The organism is Sporofaciens sp. JLR.KK001 (genome assembly GCF_036941055.1).
In the GTDB taxonomy this organism is placed as follows: domain Bacteria; phylum Bacillota; class Clostridia; order Lachnospirales; family Lachnospiraceae; genus Sporofaciens.
In genome coordinates, this window is the sequence record NZ_JAYMNO010000002.1 from 664,696 (window position 1) to 687,540 (window position 22,845).

Here is a 22,845-nt window from a genome sequence, read left to right on the forward strand (position 1 = left end):
CCAGCAAACAAAATATTACCAGATTTTTGAAGAAGTCATAGGATGACAATATGTGTAAAGAAATCATTCTAAATGCATGAAAAAAGCAGAACGCTATTTTTATCCCGCTATCCTCATCTATGAACCTGGGAAAGAAATCGCCATTAATTTTCCTGATATAAAATGTGCTACCTGTGGTGCTAAGTTTGAAACAAAGAGGTAGCGGATAGAAAATAAAATTGGGCATCACAAATACGCCATCTTTCGATGGCTGAAAAATTGAATATAAACGCAACACCTAATTAGCAAGCAGATAAAGACTCATCTTTGATGATATATCCTCGTTGCTTCAGTAAATTAAGTGCCTGTGAAGTAGTAAGAACTTTTTCTTTCACTACAGGACGGGATTCAAGAAAACCATCTGCTGTATATGGCTTTAAATCTGTGAGTATGTGCCAGATAGCGGTCAGAATCATACGACAGATGGCGATGATGGCTTTCTTGTGGCCACGGCGTGCTTTAATGCGCTTATAGCGAGCAGTAAATTCAGGATGTTTTTTAGATTTGATTAAAGCATTTGCAATTTGCACCAGAACTGGTTTAAAATAGGAACCAGCACGGGAAATCCTAGTGGATTTGATTTTGCGATCGCTTTTATCATTTCGGGGACAGCATCCTGCCCAGGAGACGAGGTGTTTCGCTGTGGGGAAGACAGACATATCACCGCCAATCTCTGAAAGCACTTGAATTGCAGTCATTGGATTCTTATTGAATCCAGGAACAGTCCTTATTAGGTTTAAAGCAGCCTCATATTTATCAGTGAGACGAAGGATTTCCTGTTCTACTTCTGAAATGTGCTTTTGGAGTTCATCCATGTGATTAAGGCACTGTCTAAGTTTCACGGCCTGCTCTTTAGAGATGGCACCATCAACAGCGGCCTGTATTTCTTCAATAGGAGTTTTACAGCGACTGTCAGCAAATGGTGATACATCAAATTTTTCCCCAGGGTGTTGCAAAATCTGTTCCGTAATAGAACGGGCGGATTTACCAAATACATCAGAAAAAACATCATCAAGCTTCAGATTGGATACGGTAAGACAATTCTGAGCACGGTTCTTCTCGCCGGTAATCATACAGGTGAGTTTGAAACGGTATCTTACGAGATCCCTAAGTTCTCTGATGTCAGCAGGTGGAATGAAGGAAGGTTTGACCATACCACACATGTATAAGTCGCAAATCCATTTCGCATCCTTGCGGTCGGTTTTATTTCCTTTCATGGGTTTTGTGTATTTGGGATGCGATAGAGTAACCCATATTTCATGTTGCTCTAAGATATTGAAAACAGGGATCCAATATTTTCCGGTAGATTCCATGCATACATCTTTACAGTTGTATTTTGCAAGCCAGTCACACAGCTCATTCAATCCTTTTGTGAAGGAAGAAAAGCGAGCCTGCTTATACTCTGTACGATTATTGGAATCAGTGATACCGATACAGGCATAGATCCATGTTTTGTGGACATCAAGACCACAGCAATTAAATTTTAAAATTTTGAAAGACAAGTAACTACCTCCTGATATTTATAGTAATAAAACTGACAGTGACTGGTCATCCGGCGAGATCGAGTCGACTTCGGAAGAGATAAGTTTACGGGCTACAGTAATGCGCCAATCATTGATGCCTTAACGGATGACCGACAACATATAATGATACGAGGTCGCCGCTATACAGCCCCGCCAATTACCTCCACGTGTTCTGTAGTGTGTCAGTCTTATAAGTAGATAATAGCAGAAGGAAAATAAATAAGATAGTAAAAGTTAGCCAGTGCACATGTTTCATGACGCATTGGTGTCTTCCGCAGAAAGCAGGGGTATAATGATGATGATGTTCTATTATCAGCACGCGAACTTCTCAGCTGTGTCCTTAATGGACTGGAAGAAGACGGTGAAGAGATCCCTGCCCCTACTCCCCTATCCGAAATCAAAACCAAAGAAAATGAACGGGCAGTTCTAATCGATATCCAGATGCTGTCTGCGCGAGTCTAAAGAAGTACATTTGTTCGAATTTTCATAAAAATATTAGATAGGAATCAAGGGCTTTCTTGTTTTCTGTACAAAATAATGATAAGATTAATCATAATTGATAAGATAAAAAGGAATCAATATAGGAAGGAAAATCCGAATGGGAACTTATGTTAATCCAAATAGCAGTGCCTTTCAAGTTGCATTGAATTCAGAGATTTATATTGACAAGACGGAACTTTTGAGTTATACCAACAAAGTACTTGGTTCAAAGGAAGGACTTATCTGCAATAGCCGTCCCCGCCGTTTTGGAAAATCAATTACTGCAGATATGCTCGTTGCTTATTACAGTAAGGGATGTGATTCAAAGAAGATGTTTGAAGACTGTATAATCAGTAAAAAAGATAGTTTTCAACAACATTTGAATAAATATAATGTGATACGTATCGACGTACAATGGTGCTATACTACGGCAAGATTAGCCGAGACGACGGTTTCATATATCGAAGAAAATGTTCTAAAAGAATTAGAAGAATTTTTTCCTAATATAATACCTGATAATATAAAATCTTTACCGGATGCACTTGCCATAATTAATAAAGTAACCGGTCAAAAATTTATCATTATTATTGACGAATGGGATAGTTTAATTCGTGATGAAGCAGAAAATACAAAAGTGCAAGATGAATATATCAACCTGCTTCGAGGGCTCTTCAAGGGCTCTGCACCCACAGAATTCCTTTATCTGGCGTATTTAACTGGAATTCTTCCGATTAAAAAGATCAAAACGCAGTCTGCATTAAACAATTTTGATGAATTTACTATGTTGGATACAGATTTATTGGCACAATATGTAGGATTTACAGAAAATGAAGTCAGAAATTTATGCCAAAAGTACAACAGAAATTTCGGCGAGGTGAAACGTTGGTATGACGGTTATCGGCTAAATGGAGAGCATATATATAACCCAAAAGCAGTTGTCAGTGTTATGTTACGTGGAAATTTTAAAAGCTATTGGTCCATGACAGGCACTTATGAGTCCATCATTCCACTAATTGAAATGGATTTTGATGGGCTTAAGGAAGATATTATCAGGATGCTATCTGGTGAGGCTGTGGAGATTGATGTAAGTTCATATCAAAATGATATGGTAACCTTCAAAGATAAAGATGACATATTGACGGTACTGATCCATCTGGGATACCTTGCTTACAACGAAAAAAAATGTACAGTGTTTATTCCTAACGAAGAAATTCGTAGTGAGTTTGTCAAAATAACAAAACGTAGAAAGTGGAACGAACTAATTGAACTGCAGCTGAAGTCAGAGGAGCTCTTGTGTGCAACTCTTGACCTGGATTCAGATACCGTTGCTGTAATCATTGAAGATATCCATGCAAACTATGTCTCTGCTATACAGTATAATAATGAAAATTCTCTGAGTAGTGTTTTGAGTATTGCCTATCTTAGCGCTATGGAATATTATTTTAAGCCTATCAGAGAATTTCCAACGGGAAAAGGATTTGCCGATCTTGTATTTCTGCCCAAAAAAGAATATCCTGAATACCCGGCATTATTAATAGAGCTTAAATGGAACAAATCTGCCAATACAGCAATAAAACAAATCAAAGAGAAAAAATATATAAAAGCATTGGAAAATTATAGTGGAAGTATTCTTCTTGTTGGATTAAATTATGACAAAAAGGAAAAAGAACATCAGTGTATCATAGAGAAATATTCATGATGAAGAACTTTAATGCAAAGTGTACGTCAATACGGAAAACCCGGCCAGACTAATCCGTGAACGTGTAACTTTAACGGACAGTTCGCCGGCAGGTCTAAAGGAGTACGTTTGTTCGATTTTCTGAAACCTTCTTTTATACACAAATTGTTTATAATTATGCGGGGAAACGGAATTCCCTGACTATTTTCAAGGAGGAAAGAATATGAGAATCCAACATAATATTACTGCATTGAATGCACACAGGAATTTGATAAACAACAACTCTTCTGTAGGTAAGAGTCTTGAAAAGTTATCATCTGGTTACAGAATTAACCGCGCTGGTGATGACGCTGCCGGATTAGCTATCTCCGAGAAGATGCGTGCACAGATCACAGGTCTTGCTACCGCTCAGAAGAATGCGAATGATGGTATCTCTCTGGTACAGACGGCTGAGGGTGCTCTGACAGAGGTTCACTCCATGCTGAATCGTATGGTTGAGCTGGCTACACAGTCTGCTAACGGAACTTATTCTACAACGAACCGTCAGGAGATGCAGAAGGAAATTCAGCGTCTGAATGAAGAAATTGACAGAATTAGCCAAACAGCTAATTTCAATGGAACAAAGCTATTCACATCAACAGGAGCGGGGACAAGTCAGACAGGTACAGTAACAAAAACTAACATTACACTTCATGTAGGTGACTCTCACGAGACATCTAACCAGTTAAAAGTGACATTCCAGTCAATGAGCAGCAAGACGCTTGGACTTCACTCAACAAATTCGACGACCTTTGAAAAAACATTGGGCACAACAAACTTTACAACTATAACTGGTACGAAGGAAAATGCTGTAACTATCAATAATATTGATTTAACAAGCGCAGATAGTGCAAGACACGCAATCTCCGTAGCACAGGCAGCAATTGACATGGTATCCTCCATGCGTTCCGACTTCGGTGCTATGCAGAACCGCTTAGATCACACCATCAACAACTTAAGTGTTCAGGAAGAGAACATCACAGCTGCTGAGTCCCGTATCCGTGACGTAGACATGGCTAAGGAGATGATGGCTTACACCAAGAATAACATTCTTGTACAGTCCGCTCAGGCTATGCTTGCTCAGGCGAATCAGGTACCGCAGGGAGTTCTCCAGTTACTTCAGTAATTAATTAGATTTTCATATGGGAAAAGGCTTCTTTTTCGAAAGAAGCCTTTTCTTCATTTGCGCATATCCAAAGATTATGCTATATTATTTATATCATTAACGCAAAAAAGGAGCAGTCTTTTATGAAATTACAGCTTACTATTTCACTACTTGTATCGGACCGAAAGGAAACCCTGAAGCGGTGCCTGGATTCCATCCTTCCCCTCCTTGAAGAGATAAACAGTGAACTGATTGTTGTTTTCACTGGCAAAAATCCAGATATTCTGGAAACCGTAAAGCAATACACATCCCATATTATCCCATTTACCTGGTGCAATGACTTCTCAAAAGCAAGAAACGCCGGTCTTATAGAAGCAAAAGGAGAATGGTTTCTTTACCTGGACGATGACGAATGGTTCGAGAATGTGAATGAAATCATTCAATTCTTCAAAAGCGGAGAATACCGCGAATATAGGACAGCTACATATGTTCAGCGCAACTATGATGACTGGGAGGGACGCTCCTATAATGACGCTCAGGTAGGCCGCATGTGCCGGCTGACACCGGATATCAGATTCGTTTCCCCTATCCATGAAGGTCTGTATCCTTTCGACGATCCGCGGAAAATTCTAAAAAGCTACGTCCATCACTTTGGATATGTAGAAAACGGCTCCGCATCCGAGGGCCAGAAGAAGGTTGAACGGAATACCGCCCTGCTTCGCAAAAGCTATGATGAACATCCAACCGCGCATATCTGCATGCAGTTGGCTCAGGAATACCGTTATATCAACGAAGAAGAAACTGCTATAGAGTACTGCCGTGAGGGGTTGAAGCTCGCAGCCAAAGAAGAGCGCATCCATATCTATGAGATGTGGATGCAAGTACATTTACCGGTTATGCTCTCTGCTTTGGGCAGACATGAAGAAGCTATTAAGGAGGGGGAGCAACTCCTTCTATCCCCCCGTCTTCTGGAAGTCGGACAGGCACATATCCACAGTATCATTGCCACATTATGCTGGGATCTAGACGAATATCAGAAAGGACTCCGGCACGTTCTGAGCTATCGCAAGGTAATGAAGCATCTGGAAAAGAATCCAGAAAAGGCAGAACGCCAGACCGGCGGATCTGTCACATATACAACGGCCCTTCAGCATGCAATGGCCACCTATGTTGCCGGTCTGCTCATCACAGCCGAATTGGGAGATACCAGACAGTTTCGTGAGATTCTTACCTGGATTCCCTGGGATGATGAGAAACAGGTTCAAAAGCATTACAGCTATCTGGAACAGTTAAAAGCAACACATCCTGAACTGAAAGATACAATTCTTGAAGGATATTTCCGGCTTCATACGGATAATCCCTATGTAAATATTCAGAAAGTCTTGTATGCTGAAGAAAATCATATGACTGCTGCCGGAGAACAATGCTTCAGAATCTGTGCCGGAAATTGTCCGTCTGAGTTTATGAATCAGATCGTAGAATTAGCCAGAAGGAATGGCTATTCCCTTAATCCTCTATTAGAACAGACTTCTATTGAGACATGGGATGCTTATACGAAGTCATTGTCCAACCGGATGGAAGTCTCAGATATACCCGCTTTCCTGGAAGATATGCGTCCGCTGATGAACGATTATCCCATTTATGCCGGAAGACTTGAACAAAGTCTGCTGGAGAAACAACTTTCTCAAGGAATGACAGAAACATCACGGCTTTTGGAATTATTGGCGGATTATTGCAAGAGTATACACAAGGAAGCAAAAACTCTTTACAGAGAAGAGATTCTTGCCATCCCAGACTACTATGCACTTCCATCCCGATATAAGTTCGTTTTCATGGCCGAAAAAGTATTAGAACTTCTTGAGCAGGGAAAATATTCGGACTGCATATCCCTTCTCCGCAAAGCTATTCACACTTATCCGGATATGTCTGTTGTTATTGGCTGTCTGAGCGATTATATGGAAGAGAAAATGAAAGAACCTCCAAAGCCGGTCTCTGAAGAATTCACAATTCTTGGCAACCAGGTGAAACAAGTACTTCTCGGGCTGGTCGCTAATGAACAGTGGGGCGAAGCTTATGGCGTGGCAGACCAACTCCTTGCGCTCTTGCCGGGAGACCTTGAAGTTGTTAAGATAAAGCAAGAAATTATGAAACATATATCCTGATAAGGAGATCCACTATGAACATACAACTTACCATCTCTCTGCTGGTTTCCGACCGGATGGCAACCCTGGGACGATGCCTGTCCTCTCTCAAGCCGCTCCTTCGCGAGCTTGACAGCGAACTGATCGTCGTCTACACCGGAAGCAGCCCGGAGACTCTCGAACTGGCAGAGCAATACACCTCGCACATCATCCCATTTACCTGGTGCAATGATTTCTCCAAGGCCCGGAATGTGGGATTGAGCGCCGCCAAAGGAGAATGGTTCCTCTATCTCGATGATGATGAATGGTTCGAGAACACGGATGAGATCATCCATTTCTTCAAAAGCGGTGAATACCGGCAATATCAGACTGCGTTCTATATTCAGCGCAATTATAATGACTGGGAGGGCAGCTCTTACGCAGACGCCTATGTAGGACGTATGTGCCGATTATCGTCTGAGACACGGTTTGTTTATCCAATCCATGAAAATATAAAGCCCTATCCTGAACCAAGCAAGAAGTTTGGCACCTTTGTACATCATTTTGGCTATGTCGGTGTAAAAAATGATACCGCACAATCCGCCAAATCCGACCGTAATCTTTCTCTGCTGCAAAAAAGGCTGGAAACAGAACCCGCCTCCGCCCATCTATATGCCCAGGCGGCTCAGGAATATGGCAGCACACAGGACTATGATACGGCGATCCGATACTGCCGGAAAGGTCTGAAACTTGCCCGGATGACAAGCCATCCGGAACCTCTGGAGATGTGGCTGCAGCTCGAGCTTCCGCGCTTCATTTCCTACAGCGGAGATACGAAGCTTGCATTCGAGGAAGGGGAAGCCCTGTCAGGCTCTTCCCGGCTTCTGGAAGTCGGCAAGCTGAACCTGACCGCTATGCTCGTTGGCTTCTGCTGGAATCTGAAAGAATATGAAAAGGGGCTGCAGTATGTCCTGCAATACAGGGAGATCCTCGAATATCTATGGAAACACCCGGAGAAATCTATGACACAGAACGGTATTACTTCGACATTCTCCAGCGGTGAGACACAGGCTGCGATAACTTATGTGAAGGGCTTATTCTTCGCTTCTGAAGTCAAGAAAGCTTCCATTGAAGCATCGACCAATAACGATTCCATTGAAGCACCGACCAGTAACAATTCGGCTGACAGACCTTCTACAGAGAATAAAGAGAACGTAATATCTCAGATACTTTCATGGATCCCCTGGGAAGATACAGCCAAGTCGCAACCACAGTATGAGAATCTGGAAGAATGGAAACGAATATATGCCGATCAGACCGAACATATTCTGGAAAGCTACTCCCGGCTTACTGCAGATAACTTCTATGTCAATCTTCAGAAGGCTTATTATGCCGAGCGGCAGTCACAGGCCGACGCCAACGAAGTATATAAGTTCTGGCAGCTCTGCGCCGCAGACTGCCCGGTATATTTTCTGCCGCAATTATTGAAAATGGCCATTAGAAACGGATTCTCGCTAAAGATTTTATTGGAAAATCTCTCTCTCGATGATTGGAATATTTGCACAAAATCATTGGCCCAGCAGATTGAACTTCCTGAGATGAATGCATTCTATCAGAAGCTTCTTCCTGAATTATCCGACCATTCGCTTCTTGCCGAAAGACTTCATCAGCATTTTCTGGAAAAGCAGCTTACACAAGGCCTGTTAGAGCCGCTGCGCCTGTTAGATCTGCTGGAAAGCTACTGCGGAAGTGTTATCGCTGACGCAAAGATGATTTACCGGGATGAGATTCTGAATAACCTGGATTGTTATATTCTGCCGGCACAGTATAAATTCGCCGTGCGGATTCAGAATGTTCTGCAATTGATCAAGAAAGAAGACTATGCGGGCTGCATTCCTCTTCTGACAGAAGCCCTGCATCTTAACCCGCAATTGTCCATTGCAGTCAGCGGGCTGACAAAGTATCTGACTGAGAAGCTTGCGAATCCTCCACAGCCTGTTTCCGAAGAATTTAAGGTTCTGGGTACGCAGGTAAAACAGATGCTGTATGGATTGATGGAGAACAGACAATGGGCCGACGCTTACGGCGTAAATTCTCAGCTGATATCACTCCTGCCTGATGATCTTGAAATTCTGCGGCTGAAGCAAGAGATACTGCGCCAGGGAAGCTATTAATATACCAAAATTCATAGAGCTGCCGCACCAGACGCTGTATTAGATAAAACCTTGATCTGATGCGGCAGCTCTTTACAGGAAAGGAAAATAATAGTTGTTGAGTTTAAAAATCCATGATAATATAAGCGTAGCAGTTATTATGGTTAGGTGATTATGGCGTGCAGTTTTTTTATATTTGGAACTACAACATTAAATACGGTCTATTAATACTCTGAAAGAGGTGTTAATCTGTGGGAACCTATGTCAATCCAGGAAATACAGCATTTACAGAAGCAATAAATTCAAAAATATATATAGATAAAAGTGAACTAATCTCATATACAAATAGTGTTATTAATACAAAACAAAAAAATATTTGTGTCAGCCGACCGCGGCGTTTTGGAAAATCTATGGCCGCCGACATGCTCGTTGCATATTATAGTAAAGGTTGTGATTCTACAAAATTATTCTCCGGAAAATCAGCCGAAAAAGATAAATCTTTTACTCTTCACCTGAATCAACATAATGTAATCCGTCTTGATATTCAACGTTTTTTGGAAACTAAAAAAGATCTCAATACATTTATTTATGAAATAGAAAAATGGGTGATTCTGGAGTTAATAAAGCTTTTTCCAGAATGTACAGATATTATTCCCAGGAGGAATCGGAAACTAAAATCAGTTCTGGAACAGATATTTGTGCAAACAGGCAATGGATTTATTTTTATTATAGATGAATGGGATTGTGTATTCCAATTAGCAAAAGACCGAAAAGAAAAACAAAAAGAATATCTGGATTTTTTACGCGGACTCTTCAAAGGCGCTGAATATGTAGACTTGGCATATATGACCGGAATTCTTCCAATTAAGAAGTATGGTGAACATTCTGCAATTAATATTTTTGACGAATATTCTATGATTTCTCCCAAAAATTTAGGGAAATATTTTGGATTCACAGAAGATGAAGTTCAACAACAATGTAAAGAACATGGGGTGGACTACGAGGAAGTGAAGAAATGGTATGATGGATATCGATTAGGCGGTCTCCATATCTATAATCCAAAATCAGTATCTGATGTGTTGATTTGGAAAGAATTTCAGAGTTATTGGACAGGGACAGAAACCTATGAAGCCTTAAAAATTTATATAGATATGAATTTTGATGGACTAAAAGAAGCGGTTTCTATGATGATAGGAAATGGAAAGTGCAAAATAAACACCCGAAAATTCCAAAATGATATGACTACGTTTAAGACGAAAGATGATGTACTTACTCTTCTGGTTCATTTGGGCTATCTGACTTATGATAAAAACACCAGCGAAGCATTTATTCCTAATCAAGAAATTATACAAGAATTTATGAATGCAGTAGACGACCCTGGATGGGATGGTTTAATACAGTCATTAAATCGTTCAGAAGATCTTCTTCGATGCACATGGGCATGCAACGAAGATGCCGTAGCAAAATCTGTAGCTGCAATTCATAGCGAAACGACATCTATTCTAAAATATAACGATGAAAATTCGCTTGCAAGTGTTATTCTTATGGCTTATTATAGTGCTAAAGTATACTATTTGAATCCAATCATGGAACTCCCTTCTGGAAAAGGTTTTGCTGATGTCGTCTATCTCCCTAAGAAGGGAGTTGATTGCCCGGCATTGGTTGTGGAATTGAAATGGAATAAATCTGCTGAAGGAGCTATTGCCCAGATTAAAGAAAGGCAGTATGCTAATTGGATCAAAGGATATACTGGAAATATTCTTTTGGTTGCTATTAATTATACAAAAGAGACCAAAAAACATACCTGTAAAATTGAAACTCTATCGAATATAAGATTTTAAAAAAAGGTTGTCAGTTCTTCTTTTTGTTCCTAATAGAGCAAAAAGAAGAACTCCCTGCAGTACCTGAAAAGTACCGTTATTTGTCAATTATCGACCGGAATCTCTCCAGATCCGCCATCGTCGTAATCTTGAAGTTCTTCTCATCTCCGGGAATCATCGCAATATCCATCCCTGCCAGAACCGCCGGTTCCGTCGACCCGTTGATTTCCCAAATCCGATCCGGCAATAAGCTCCTGTTAGCCTCATAATATCTGCCAAGCAAGAATACCTCCGGCGCCTGTCCCGCATATATCGTACTGCGGTCAAGTAACCGGTCGACAACATTACCCGACCGGCTATAATAAACGGTATCCTTCATGGGCAGAACCGGCATAGCGCCATCATGATCTAACGCACCGTCCAGGCAATCTGCGATAATCTCCGCTGAAAGCAACGGTCTTGCTGCATCATGGATAAATACATAGTCCGTATCATCCGCATATTCCATAATATCTTCCAACCCATGATAAATGGATAACTGTCTGGTTTCGCCCGGAGCCGAAAATCCTCTGAACTTCTTCTCCCACAAGATATTGTCAGTCTCTCTTCCTTGGCCTGCCTCCCGGTCTGCATCAACCCCTGCTTTCTGAGCAGTCCGCCGCCTATACCATCCCAAGATCTCCTTCTGCCATAATGGGTCTGCCACAACCTGTACCGCATCAATCCTGTCATGGGATAACAAGCTCTCCACACAATAAGTGAAGATCGGTCTCCCGGCAACTTCCATATACTGTTTGGGGACATCGACCCCCATCCTGGTTCCGGTTCCGCCGGATAAAATAAGTGCAATATTCATATGTACCTCTTCCTAAAATAATTTCGCAGCGATTTACAGAAATATAAAATAAAGTGCGCAGTTAGCACCGTACTAACACCCCGAACATTTTTCCAGTTCCGACGGATAGAGATTGCGAGCACTTCCGATATCTGGAAACTGTCTCACCTCAGACTTGGACACTTTGAACCGAACCCAGTCGCCCACCTGAAGATCCGGGTACACTCCCCGCCAGAAAAAGATCCAGTCGCTATTTGCCTCCCCTTCATCCGGCGGATCCTGAATCTGCCCCTTGATTCCATAGCAGCGATAATTATCACTCACCTTGCGGACTTCGCGGATCACCGCCGTATAATAGCCGTCTTTATCCATCCCGATTCTGTAATTCCCCTGCTTAAGCCCGCTCATACGCTCTATAAAGGCCGGCAGCCTTCTGTTGAATTCCGCCGTCTGCCTCCCCTTTATGACATGGCTTTCAAATAATTCATCATACACTGTGCTGATATCCTCTCTGCTGTCCAGGCACCGCATCTGCACACCGCACAGAGGAGTGCTGTTAAGCCGCTCATACGGCACAAACAGCAACGGAAAATAACATTTCCTCATCCCCCATGCAATCCCCATCTCAACGATACAGAAGGTGCTTCTCAAATACTCTTCCGTGATAAGAGAAATGACCGCGTCACAGCTCTCCAGCTCCGTCCGGATCTTCTCGATAAAATTCTCCCCCGTCGGCAGCGCCTCCGGAAATGCCGTACAGAATATATCGCTCTTTGGCACCCCCATACCGAGCCGGATAAACTCAATAAAACACTCTGCAAGTTCCTGATTCCTGGTACTGGAACTGATAAATACTCTTGCCATCTACCTCTCCTCCTTCAGTAAATCTAATAAAATCTTCCTCTCCGTATCATAATTCTCAATCAAAGATCTCTGCTTTTTCAAAAATATCTCTCTTTTTTCCTTTAATTGGCTGCCGATCTTCTGCATTTTTTCAATCTCATACAGCGGCACTCTTAACGCCATCAGATTCGTATTATTTAATATCCGTATGGTAGTCCCGGACTGGATCTGCTCCAAAGAAATTCTGCCCTTCTCAGAATCCAGGTAATGAAACAGCACGTAAGGATCATATGCCGGTCTCTTTACCCTGAGCAAAGTAATATTTCCGCTGATAAATGCAAGCGGTGGATCCTGCCCCACAATTGCCATCTTGATAGCAGTTCCCTTGGATGTAAGCAGAATATCGTCCTCCCGTATCCGGTATTTATCTTTGCACGCCGGGTTGCAGCCGCTGATCCTTTCCGCTGTGTCGTACCTGACTGTTCCCTCCTGAATATCTTTTATATTCAGAAAATATGCGGTTCCACCTGAATCCTGCGTCTTCTCGCTCCTTCTGACAGATGCTTTTTTGTCTGGAAAATACACTGCCTCACCTGTGTCCCGTGTATCCTTCTTCACAATCTGAGCCCCCCGGACGATATCGGCAATATCAGAGAGACAGATACTTCCGTCCTTTACCATCTCCTGCTCCTGGTGTATGTACTGAATCGGTTTCCAGGAACAAGTCTGCTTATCCAGTGCATCACATCGCAGAATTACACTTATTTTCCCCAAATTATCTATATTCCTGTCGCGAACTCCTTCTTCATCTCCGTAAAGAAATCTCCTGTAGCAGGCGCATGCCGCTATATGTCCCTCATCCGAAATTGCATATGCATTTCTCCTCTCCCGAAAATAATACCGGCTGATATCCACGAAGAGAATCTTCCCCTTTTGTCCACCCGTCTTTCCCTTATGGAAGATTAAAAGCTCCGTCCCGGTACGCGTATTCGGATATAGATTGGGGGGAAGCGTGATCACAGCCTCCAGATAGTCCTGCCGGATTACCTGCTCTCGAAACCATTTCTCATTTGCACGGATCAACACCCCTGTCGTACACAATACCACCGCATATCCGCCGTCCTTCAGATGGTACAAGACATCCTGGATAAATATCCAGTCTGCATACACTGTCTTTCTTCCAAAAACCGCCAGCCGCGGGTCTCTTATGTCGCAGACCACTCTCTGATTCGTTCCCCGCGGCATATCCAGAATGATCAGATCATACAGTGGCATCTCCGACTTATCCGGCGGCGTCAGAATATCCTTCTGCTCTATCCGGCCGCGTATCCCGTACATCTCCATCATCATCGTCCCGACCGCACACAGAATCGCGTCCATCTCCGCCCCGTAAAGAGAAATCTGTGATAATTCTTTCTTCTTTTTCCTGCAAATGTCTCTGCACATATCTACGCCAAATACCAGGATCCCGCAGCAAAAATCCGCGATACTCTCCGGGTTAACCCCGCCAAGCAGTTCCCCGGTCAGACGCCGGATACTCTGAGGCGTTGCGATATATCCGCCAGTCGTTCCAGCTAATTCCAGTACCGCATCAAGAAGGATATCACCCCACACCCTGTCCCTAGATGTCCCCGGCTGCGGGCATGACTGCCAACGGCCGATCTCTTCAAATGCCGCCTGTACCGCTTCCTTTAACTCCTCATCCGTCTCCAGTAATATCCAGTCAATCTTCTCTCCCAGGCGGAATGCTGCTTCTTTTGTGTCATATATCCGTATATCCTGGACTACTCTGTAGAAATATTGATATGTAAACTTCTCTGCACCGACGGCTTTGCAGCGTCTTCCCCAAAATCCGGTGAATATCATAATGATAAACAGATAAAACGTTTGTTCCTCCGGGAGCTTCTTCTGCAGTGCCCGCCAATAATACTCTATTATATTCCTCATCACCGGAACCTCCCTTTTGGAAGAGTATACCATATATCTGTGGAAATGTAAAATTATGTATTTGAATTCATAAAATTAGTAATATTAACATGGGGTAACGACCGTCCCTTACGCTACCCCTGTTTTTCTGTTCTCTAATCAGCTAATTCAAACCTGTACTTTTGATCACTCTTTGGATATTTTTTATGGTCAACCTCTGAAGCAAACATCTCGTATGGACGAATATACACGCCATTATCTCCATACAAAGCCTTATAAACCACATATAACTCACCTGTCTCTGAATGCTTTGCTATTGCCATTACATAATAATAATTCCCCTTAAAATGTCTATACTTTTTATCAACCTCTATTATTCTCATAGTCATTCTCTCTTATTACTTTTCCATTCATCATATATGGATATAACCTTTTGCAAAAAACTATACAAATATGCTCCCAGACAAATAAGACAAAGTATGATTGTAATCATTGCTGTTGGCCATATCTTATCCACTGTCACAGTTCCCTTATAATATCCAATAATATCCGTTGTCTGATTAACTGCAAGCCCAACAATAAAGGCAAGCAAAAATCCACTCCACATAAGTGATTTCAAATCCTCAATCTTTTGGCGCTCTGATGCTTTCTTAGCCTCACTATACGCTTCCTGAATTAACTCTTCCTTATACTCTTTCCGAATTTCTGCAATTATTTCCCGTTTTTTATGCTCACGCAATGACGTGATAATCTCTTCCCGTTCCTCCTCAGTTGCTTCCTGCATAATAAGCTCAGCTTTATCTTTCATCACCGTATCAAGAACTCTGTCTAACTCACCCATATCACTCTAATATCTTATCCCACAAAGAATCTAAATACTCGTCGTCAAATTTAGCGCCCCTAAATGCTCCATTTTCATTCTGATAATGTGCATTCTGCTTATTCTTATACAATTTTTCAGAAGATGGTATACCGTCCAACTCTTCAAATACAAGCTGCGCAATCGTAACACCTGAATAAATACGAATCGGATAATCCGTTGCATTAAATATACCTATTCTCAAATGTCCCGTATATGTAGAATTACAATGTTGGTCACCTACAATTAATCCCAATCTTGTATATCTTGTCTTTGGCCGCATGTGCGCCGTAAGATTATCGGGCAATTTGATCATCTCACCCAATGAAACCCATACATATTCTTTTGGCGAGATGATATATCCGTCTCTGGAAATATCTATATGCCGATACGCGCTGTCAATGTCATCTTGTTTGGAAATGTCCAAACATCGTATCTCTTTTTTCATTACAGTAAGTTCCGTTCCAATCGTGACATCATAAGATTCACTCTGAAGATTCTCTTCTTCAAAAGGAGTAATGAGCTCGTTTTCTTTTGCTAATTCTCTTATCTTTTTATCTGTAAGAATCATATTGCACCCCTCCTCTATAAGATTATCTTTTAATTATATCATATCGTAAACAAAATACAACGAAAAAAACGAATTTTCCAGACTCATCAGCATCCTGCCTGTCAAAAATCTTTAAGTTCCCGCAGTTGCTGCTTAATCTCACGATAATAAATGTTGCAGATAAATATTCCGCCCCCTCCGGTACTTCCTTCTGCCCCTTGATTCCATAGCAACGATAATTATCACTCACCTTGCGGACTTCGCGGATCGCTTGTCAATGTTTTTCAACTCTCACCAAAGACTAATCCCGAACATAGATATCTCTCGTATAGACCTTCTCCCTCACATCAGCAAGTTCATCCGTGATCCGGTTCGCTGCTATCACATCCGCCGTCTCCTTGAACCGCTTCAGATCATGAATCACCTTATACCCGTCAAAGACATCACTCTCAAGCACCGGCTCATAGATCACCACTTCCACACCATTTCCACGTAAGCGTCTCATGACCCCCTGGATCGCCGACTGTCTGAAATTATCCGATTCCATCTTCATCGTCAGACGATAGATCCCGACTACTCGCGGATGCCTCTTCAATATCATATCCGCAATATGGTCTTTCCGAGTGTGGTTCGCCTCCACAATCGCCCGCATGATATTCTGCGGGACATCTTCATAATTCGCCAGAAGCTGCTTCGTATCCTTGGGCAGGCAATATCCGCCGTAACCGAAGGAAGGATTATTATAATGCGCCCCAATCCTGGGGTCCAGGCAAACTCCTTCTATGATCTGACTGGTATCAAGACCCTTGATCTCCGCGTAGGAATCCAATTCGTTAAAATACGCAACCCGCAGCGCAAGATAGGTATTGGCAAATAACTTCACCGCCTCCGCCTCAGTCGGGTTCATGAGCAGGATCGGCATATCCTTCTTCACCGCCCCTTCTCTCAGAAGCCCGGCAAATATCTCCGCCCATTCCGACTTCTCACCAAATTATCAAAACTGCAGTTCCCGGATCTTCTGCAGCGTCTCCCCATACGGCCTCTTTTTCCCGAATAACAGCGTCGTTCCAAGCACGAATCCTTTGACTCCCTTCGGCGCGAATTCAAGAATCTTATCCGCGCTGCAGGCCCCGTCCCAGTAGAGCTCAAAGTCCATATCTTCCTTCATCGACAGCAGCTTGGTAATCTTCTTGCCTACATACGGCAGAAACATCTGCCCTGCATTGCCCGGGTTCACCGACATCACAAGCACCTTCTTGACGATCCTGAGCATCTCCATCACCGTCTCCACACTGGTACCCGGATTGATCGCAATTCCCGGCACCATCCCCGCATTGATGATGCTCTGCAATGTGGTGGACGGATGATACTCCGCTTCCGGATGGATGTAGACGGTATCCCCCTGCCGGAGATTATTCAGGAATAAGTCGATCCGGTTGTTGGGATGCTCGATCATCAGATGTACATCCAACGGTTTGGGCGATACAGATGCTATGTATCTCATATCATTCAATGACATAGCAAAATTAGGCACATATCGTCCGTCCATGATATCAATATGGAAGGAGTCGATACCGCCTTCTGCCAGGTTCTTCACTTCTCGCTCCAGATTGCCGTAATCGGCACACATCATGGAGGCGGTTAATTCGAAATTCATATCTGTCAATCCTCATTTCTACTTTATAAATTTGTTGCTTCAATCTACGTGTATTAGATAGTATAACAATTTTATGCTGTTGCTTCAATGAAAATTTATGGCAAAAAATTCTTGTCTGCATATACCGTCTTATATTTATCCCGATATCTTTCAAAAAAATAAGAAATTAACCGCTCGGATATGAATCCTGGATATCTGTTTAAATAATTATCCTCCTTCTGCCCCCCATGTGCCGCAACTGCATTCAGAATCGGGAACAGCCACTTACACAGATCATTCAGTACACTTTTTCGCACAATAAACATATTACAAGGTGAGTACAAGTTATGTCCAAAAAAATCTCTTGCGCCTTGATAGATTTCTTCATCCTGTATTTTCAAATATTCCATCATATAATCCCAGTCTGACGAATCATGCCGTGATCTGTAATTCTCGGCAAGACTCGGCGCAACATATAGAGGAGTCGGCAAGATAGCATCTATATTGTATGACTCCATCTGCTCACACCAATCTTCTGGAAGGATAAAATGCCTCCGGTAATGCACCATTCCCACCACTTCTTCGCTGGCATTCTTCCAGATCCAGTACAAAGCTGTCAATTCACAAAATTGCTTATTGCGATAAGAAATATTATCTCCGCTTGCATCTGTAAGCATCTCTTCTGATAAACGTCTCTGCGTCAACGCTGCCCCCGCCTGGATCTCTGTCTCATAATCTGCCAGATCATATGGCTGCTGTAATTCCTTATCACAAGTACTCCTTACCACATAGACCGCCCGGCTTGGCTGTCCAACAGCCGTTCTCTTTACCGCATCTAATTGATCTATTTTAATAAATTCTCTTCCAATTGATGTAAAATATCTCTCCAAATACGCATTGCGCAGTCTAAGATCCAGTTCCACTGTAACCGGATATATCTTGGTAAATCCACACTCTTGAAGTTCCGAAATTAGCTTTTCATGGTAAATTCCTCTTGTGCCGATATAAACCGGGTATTCTGTATACAATTCTAAATACTTCGTATCTGTCTCTGAACAACCAGGCGCTAAACTCATGGATTCACTATATCGTTTTGAATTCCCGTGAAAATGGATTACCGGTATCCCCCCTATGAATTCCGGATTTTTCTCTTCATTATTGACCAGATATGCTTCTATCGAAGTATCCGGATATAAATACTTCAGATATACAGCCAACGTCTGTGCCCGTGAATGCGCTCCGACTATGTATACCCATTCGGACTTCCCATGATGCAAGTCCCTGCCCGAACGGGTGGACTGTTGTCTGGTAAAGTATATTTTCCCCATAACATTCTCCGTTTCTGTCAATACCCGTTACAATATGAAATGCTTTCTCGCATGGACAATCTTATATTCATTCTCATGCTGTATAAAATAAACCGACATCAGATGTTCCGCCAAAAAACCTATATATCGACTCTGATAAGCGTTCCGCTTCTCCCTGCATCGCTCTTCACAATGGTCCTCACAGTAAAATAATATAGGGAACAGCCACTTGCAATAATCCTCCAGAATCTCCCTACGCATAATAAACATGTTATACGCATAATAGAATTGGCCCCTTTGCATCCTTCTAACCGTATCCATATAATCTGGAGAAAACATTTGAACAGCCTCCAACATCACATCCCAGTCTGTGCCAATATGGTCACGCCGGTATGTAACTTCCACGCTTGGAATATCCATAATCGGAATCGTAAGTACAACGTCTATATCAGACCTGGCCAATTGCTGTAGCTGTTCTTCATTCAATTCAAAATGTCTTCTGTAATGCCCCAGTCCCACATAGTCCGAACAATCATTCTTCCAGATCCAATACAAGGCCGTAAGTTCGCAATACTGCCCATTCTTATCCGAGATATGATCGCCTTTGTTATCCTGAATATCACAGATCTGCTTATCGGTTAAGGCCGCTCCCACCTGAATTGGTATCTCCCATGCATATTTTGAAATATCCTCATCTAATTTCTTATCCATATGGCATCTCGCAGAATAAATGCTGATCACTCGATGATCTACACACTTCTCTACACTTAGCGCCTCTTCTGCCTGTTCCCCAGACACTGACAATTCATCCTCTATAGTCAGATAACTCTTATTCTGTGATAATCTCTCACTCCGATACACATTTCCACGAAGCATACTCCACAGATCATTCTCGAATGTAAGCGGAAGAAGGTTCTTGTAGCCATGCTCCCGAAGCCTGTCCATTACAGCTCCCAAATACGTTTCCACGATTGCGATCAAGATTATAGAATCTCTATGTACCAATTCACTTGCCGCCTCGAAGTCTATAACCGGAACTCCTTTCACCTGTTCTGGATTACCTTCCATATCAGATACCATGCAGTACTCTATCGTAAAGCTATAGAATTCACTTTGGAGACATTCTATGACAAGGGATGCTACATTGCCTGCTCCAAAGACTATAAGCTGTGGGGCGTTCTTTAGCTGCTTGATAATGTGGTCTGCATAGTAATAACTCATGATCTTTTTCCTCCAACCATTTAATATCAAATCTGTATCACTTCAGCCCTTATGCCATGTCTCCTCAATTCTTCGCAATAGTCTTCCAGACTCTGCCGGTCTAACTCTTTTGCCTTCCACATAGTCTTTCCCAAGGACTGATATTTTTTCTCTCCCAGCTTATGAATCGCAAACACTTGCACCGGAATATCTTGATATTGGCATAAAAATTCGTTCACCAATTGCCTATTATTATTCGTAAATGTATATTCTTCGCAGCAAGGTAATCTGAACAAGCGCAATTTACCGCTTGTATATAATTTCTGTATATTATCCAAATAGGTTGCAAGATCCCCTCCCATAATCTCTTTGCACACATGAGATTCCAGAGTCTTCACATCTGCGATTACATAATCTATATACGGTAATACTCTCTGCAGATTTTCACCCTGTACGAATAACGCTGTCTCCAAAGCAATATGAACCCGCAATTCTTTCAAACGTATCAAGATATCTGCCAACGCTTCTGCCTGCATCAACGCTTCTCCTCCTGAAAAAGTGACACCTCCGTCTTCTCCCCAGAAGTCCCTGTCTTTTAGAAGGATATATTCTAACTCTGCAGCGGTATATTCTCTTCCATAGATTCCCTGAATACCATCTTTTTCATATATTTCCGGTTCAAAACTAATATTCTCTGGATTGGAACACCAGGGACAATGGACACTGCACCCTTTTGTAAATACAGTTGTCCGTATTCCCGGTCCATCATGAAAACACATACGCTGAATATTCGTAACAACTAGACTCCTACGATTCATTATTCAATGCTCTTTCTATCAAAACATCCTTATAGTCCTCAGGAAGATCCTTGAAATATGCGCTGAATCCCCATACACGTACAATCAAATTCGGAAATTGCTCCGGTTTCCTCCGTGCTTCTATCAACGTCTTACTGCTTACTACGTTCATCTGCATCTCAAAAAATCCTTTTTTAATACTCAGCATCAAGAAATCCACATATTTATCCCAGTTACTATGGATAAAATCAGGACTCACCATAAAATCAATTACATTGCCATTGAAACGTGCTGCACTATACTCCATTTGAGACGCGAAATTAACAATCTCCGTGAATCCGTTATTATCTTCATTTGATATATGTACAGTAAATGCATCTCCCGCTTTCCTGCCGTCAAAAGACGCTCCGAACCCCCGTGCCGCATCCATATATGCCGCGCCGCTTAAACCAATCTTCATCTTTCCGCCAAGGCAAGATCTATAATCCTCTAATTCATCCGCTACACAAGAAGTAATTTCATTAACCAATACTGTCACTTCTTTATCATCTGTTCCGTACCGGGATGCTTTTGCTTTCAACTCTTTCCAGAGAGTTTCATTGCCTTCAAAATCCTGTAACACACATTTTTTTACATCATATAGAGTGTAAAGCTTTCTATCGAAAACATACTCCTTGATATTCAAAAGCGAATTCACCAGATTCCCCATCGCGACAGAAGTAATTCCTATATGGTGGTAACGTGCACCGCCCCAGGAAACATCCTTCTTATTCTCATAACAATCATTCATAAAAACTGACAACAACGGATCATACTGAAACCATCTGCTGTCCAATACTCTTTTTACTGCTCGTATATTTCTTTTTAAATAAATATAATATATATACTTTAATTTTTCAAAAGAATCTATTCTGTCTAATCGTTCTCGCTTCAGCAGATTATCCAATGCTTTCAGGTAATTCAGCACAGTCATATTATTATTACCGGAACTCTTCCCTCCAATCAAAGGTTCCCAGCAGGCTGAAGTCGTATATTCACATGCATCTTGTTTATCAATTCCAAAATTAATTAATTCCGGAATCACTACATCATCATTGGCCAACAGAGGCGCACCAATCCCGGTCGCTATAGATTCCAACGCAATCTCCAACAACTTTCTGGGCGTATGCCGATTCACTCTAAGAAGACACTTCGGTTCCGTCTGCTGTACTTCCCTCATCGCTTCTATAAACAGATATGTCAGGTCATTATATATATAATTGCCCTCCTGATCTGATCTGCCTAACACAAATATCTGCCCCGTATCTCCAAGTATCAAACTACTCTTGTACTCATAATGCTCATGCAAAATACGGTATACCTCTTTTAAAATCTCCAGTACACCCTTCTGATTAAGTCTTCCTTCTAAAATATCTTTTCTATAATAATCCTCCAGATGAAAGTCCCATGCACCGAGTCCGACCAGTCTATGATCAGTCTGCCAAAATACCTGATTAACAAAAAGCATTCTCTGGACAGCCTCTTCGAAGTTCTCCGCCGGAGCATCCTTTAACCGCTCAAACCATTCTCTCTGCCGCTTAGTATCATAATCACACTGTTCTAATTCCTTGATTATACGATCTGCAAGTATTGTCAGATTCTCTAATACCAGATTATAGCTCTGACAGAAACTATTGGTTACTTCATCTGCCGGATACTTCATCTGCCTTAATCCTGCATGCAGAATCTTATCGTAAGCTGGCGTCAGATTTTCATAAGCCGTTCCCTTTGACGTGTCCATTACATAATCGGAATCGATAAAATACACGAAACGCCTGTTAGGAATTTGAATCCGAATATTTTTACAGATCAATCCAAATTCTTCATCGTAGCCCTTTTCGACCCCGTTTTCTTTGAAATCCTCCGGGATTTTTCTTTCTAATATCATGGCCTTTC

General features: G+C 42.0%; 18 protein-coding genes and 1 pseudogene. 6 read left to right on the plus strand and 13 right to left on the minus strand.

Translation table 11 applies throughout. The features are described 5' to 3' along the window. Positions 1-281 precede the first annotated feature (281 nt). Complete coding sequence (locus VSQ62_RS28395; protein ID WP_334638249.1) at positions 282-1,541, minus strand: IS110 family RNA-guided transposase; 1,260 nt, start codon at positions 1,539-1,541, stop codon at positions 282-284. Between the two features lie 313 nt (positions 1,542-1,854). Between VSQ62_RS28395 and VSQ62_RS28400 the strand changes: the two genes are divergently transcribed. The 6 genes from VSQ62_RS28400 (at position 1,855) to VSQ62_RS28425 (ending at position 10,978) form a co-directional block, all read left to right on the plus strand. After that, positions 1,855-1,992 (plus strand): hypothetical protein, encoded by a 138-nt coding sequence (locus VSQ62_RS28400; RefSeq protein WP_334638250.1) that lies wholly within the window; start codon positions 1,855-1,857, stop codon positions 1,990-1,992. Between the two features lie 168 nt (positions 1,993-2,160). After that, positions 2,161-3,741, plus strand: a complete 1,581-nt coding sequence (locus VSQ62_RS28405; protein WP_334638251.1) for an AAA family ATPase — start codon at positions 2,161-2,163, stop codon at positions 3,739-3,741. A 202-nt stretch (positions 3,742-3,943) separates the two neighbouring features. Continuing rightward, positions 3,944-4,885 carry a flagellin N-terminal helical domain-containing protein gene (locus VSQ62_RS28410; RefSeq protein ID WP_334638252.1) on the plus strand — a complete coding sequence of 314 codons (942 nt, stop codon included), beginning with the start codon at positions 3,944-3,946 and terminating at the stop codon, positions 4,883-4,885. A gap of 122 nt (positions 4,886-5,007) precedes the next feature. Continuing rightward, a complete protein-coding gene (locus VSQ62_RS28415) occupies positions 5,008-7,026 on the plus strand; it encodes a glycosyltransferase (RefSeq protein ID WP_334638253.1) in 2,019 nt (672 codons plus the stop codon). 14 nt (positions 7,027-7,040) lie between these two features. Further along, positions 7,041-9,158: a glycosyltransferase gene (locus VSQ62_RS28420; protein WP_334638254.1), complete on the plus strand. Its 2,118-nt coding sequence runs from the start codon at positions 7,041-7,043 to the stop codon at positions 9,156-9,158. A 230-nt stretch (positions 9,159-9,388) separates the two neighbouring features. Further along, positions 9,389-10,978, plus strand: coding sequence for an AAA family ATPase (locus VSQ62_RS28425; protein ID WP_334638255.1), 1,590 nt, complete (start codon positions 9,389-9,391; stop codon positions 10,976-10,978). Between the two features lie 76 nt (positions 10,979-11,054). Here VSQ62_RS28425 and VSQ62_RS28430 read toward each other — a convergent pair whose 3' ends face one another. The 12 genes and pseudogenes from VSQ62_RS28430 to VSQ62_RS28485 all read right to left on the minus strand — a co-directional run bounded on the left by VSQ62_RS28430 (position 11,055) and on the right by VSQ62_RS28485 (position 22,837). Continuing rightward, a complete protein-coding gene (locus VSQ62_RS28430; RefSeq protein ID WP_334638256.1) occupies positions 11,055-11,813 on the minus strand; it encodes an IspD/TarI family cytidylyltransferase in 759 nt (252 codons plus the stop codon). Between the two features lie 72 nt (positions 11,814-11,885). After that, complete coding sequence (locus tag VSQ62_RS28435; RefSeq protein ID WP_334638257.1) at positions 11,886-12,656, minus strand: toll/interleukin-1 receptor domain-containing protein; 771 nt, start codon at positions 12,654-12,656, stop codon at positions 11,886-11,888. Continuing rightward, a complete protein-coding gene (locus VSQ62_RS28440) occupies positions 12,657-14,582 on the minus strand; it encodes an N-6 DNA methylase (RefSeq protein ID WP_334638258.1) in 1,926 nt (641 codons plus the stop codon). It lies immediately after the preceding gene. A gap of 134 nt (positions 14,583-14,716) precedes the next feature. Then, positions 14,717-14,944, minus strand: coding sequence for a DUF1653 domain-containing protein (locus VSQ62_RS28445; RefSeq protein WP_334638259.1), 228 nt, complete (start codon positions 14,942-14,944; stop codon positions 14,717-14,719). A 2-nt stretch (positions 14,945-14,946) separates the two neighbouring features. Next, on the minus strand, positions 14,947-15,402 hold the full coding sequence (locus tag VSQ62_RS28450) for a hypothetical protein (RefSeq protein ID WP_334638260.1): 456 nt from the start codon (positions 15,400-15,402) through the stop codon (positions 14,947-14,949). 1 nt (position 15,403) lies between these two features. Next, positions 15,404-15,991: a dCTP deaminase gene (dcd, locus tag VSQ62_RS28455; RefSeq protein WP_334638261.1), complete on the minus strand. Its 588-nt coding sequence runs from the start codon at positions 15,989-15,991 to the stop codon at positions 15,404-15,406. Positions 15,992-16,271: 280 nt separating this feature from the next. Beyond that, positions 16,272-16,946 (minus strand): annotated as a pseudogene (locus tag VSQ62_RS28460) (UDP binding domain-containing protein); the annotation flags it as partial. 18 nt (positions 16,947-16,964) lie between these two features. After that, entirely contained in the window at positions 16,965-17,627 is a 663-nt protein-coding gene (locus tag VSQ62_RS28465; RefSeq protein ID WP_334638262.1) for a ribulose-phosphate 3-epimerase, read from the minus strand. A 95-nt stretch (positions 17,628-17,722) separates the two neighbouring features. Then, entirely contained in the window at positions 17,723-18,934 is a 1,212-nt protein-coding gene (locus VSQ62_RS28470) for a DUF4422 domain-containing protein (protein ID WP_334638263.1), read from the minus strand. A gap of 27 nt (positions 18,935-18,961) precedes the next feature. Next, on the minus strand, positions 18,962-20,134 hold the full coding sequence (locus tag VSQ62_RS28475) for a DUF4422 domain-containing protein (RefSeq protein WP_334638264.1): 1,173 nt from the start codon (positions 20,132-20,134) through the stop codon (positions 18,962-18,964). A gap of 26 nt (positions 20,135-20,160) precedes the next feature. After that, positions 20,161-20,931: a radical SAM protein gene (locus VSQ62_RS28480; RefSeq protein ID WP_334638265.1), complete on the minus strand. Its 771-nt coding sequence runs from the start codon at positions 20,929-20,931 to the stop codon at positions 20,161-20,163. Beyond that, positions 20,921-22,837: a pyruvate formate lyase family protein gene (locus tag VSQ62_RS28485; protein ID WP_334638266.1), complete on the minus strand. Its 1,917-nt coding sequence runs from the start codon at positions 22,835-22,837 to the stop codon at positions 20,921-20,923. The genes VSQ62_RS28480 and VSQ62_RS28485 overlap by 11 nt, the downstream gene beginning before the upstream one ends. Positions 22,838-22,845: the final 8 nt, after the last annotated feature.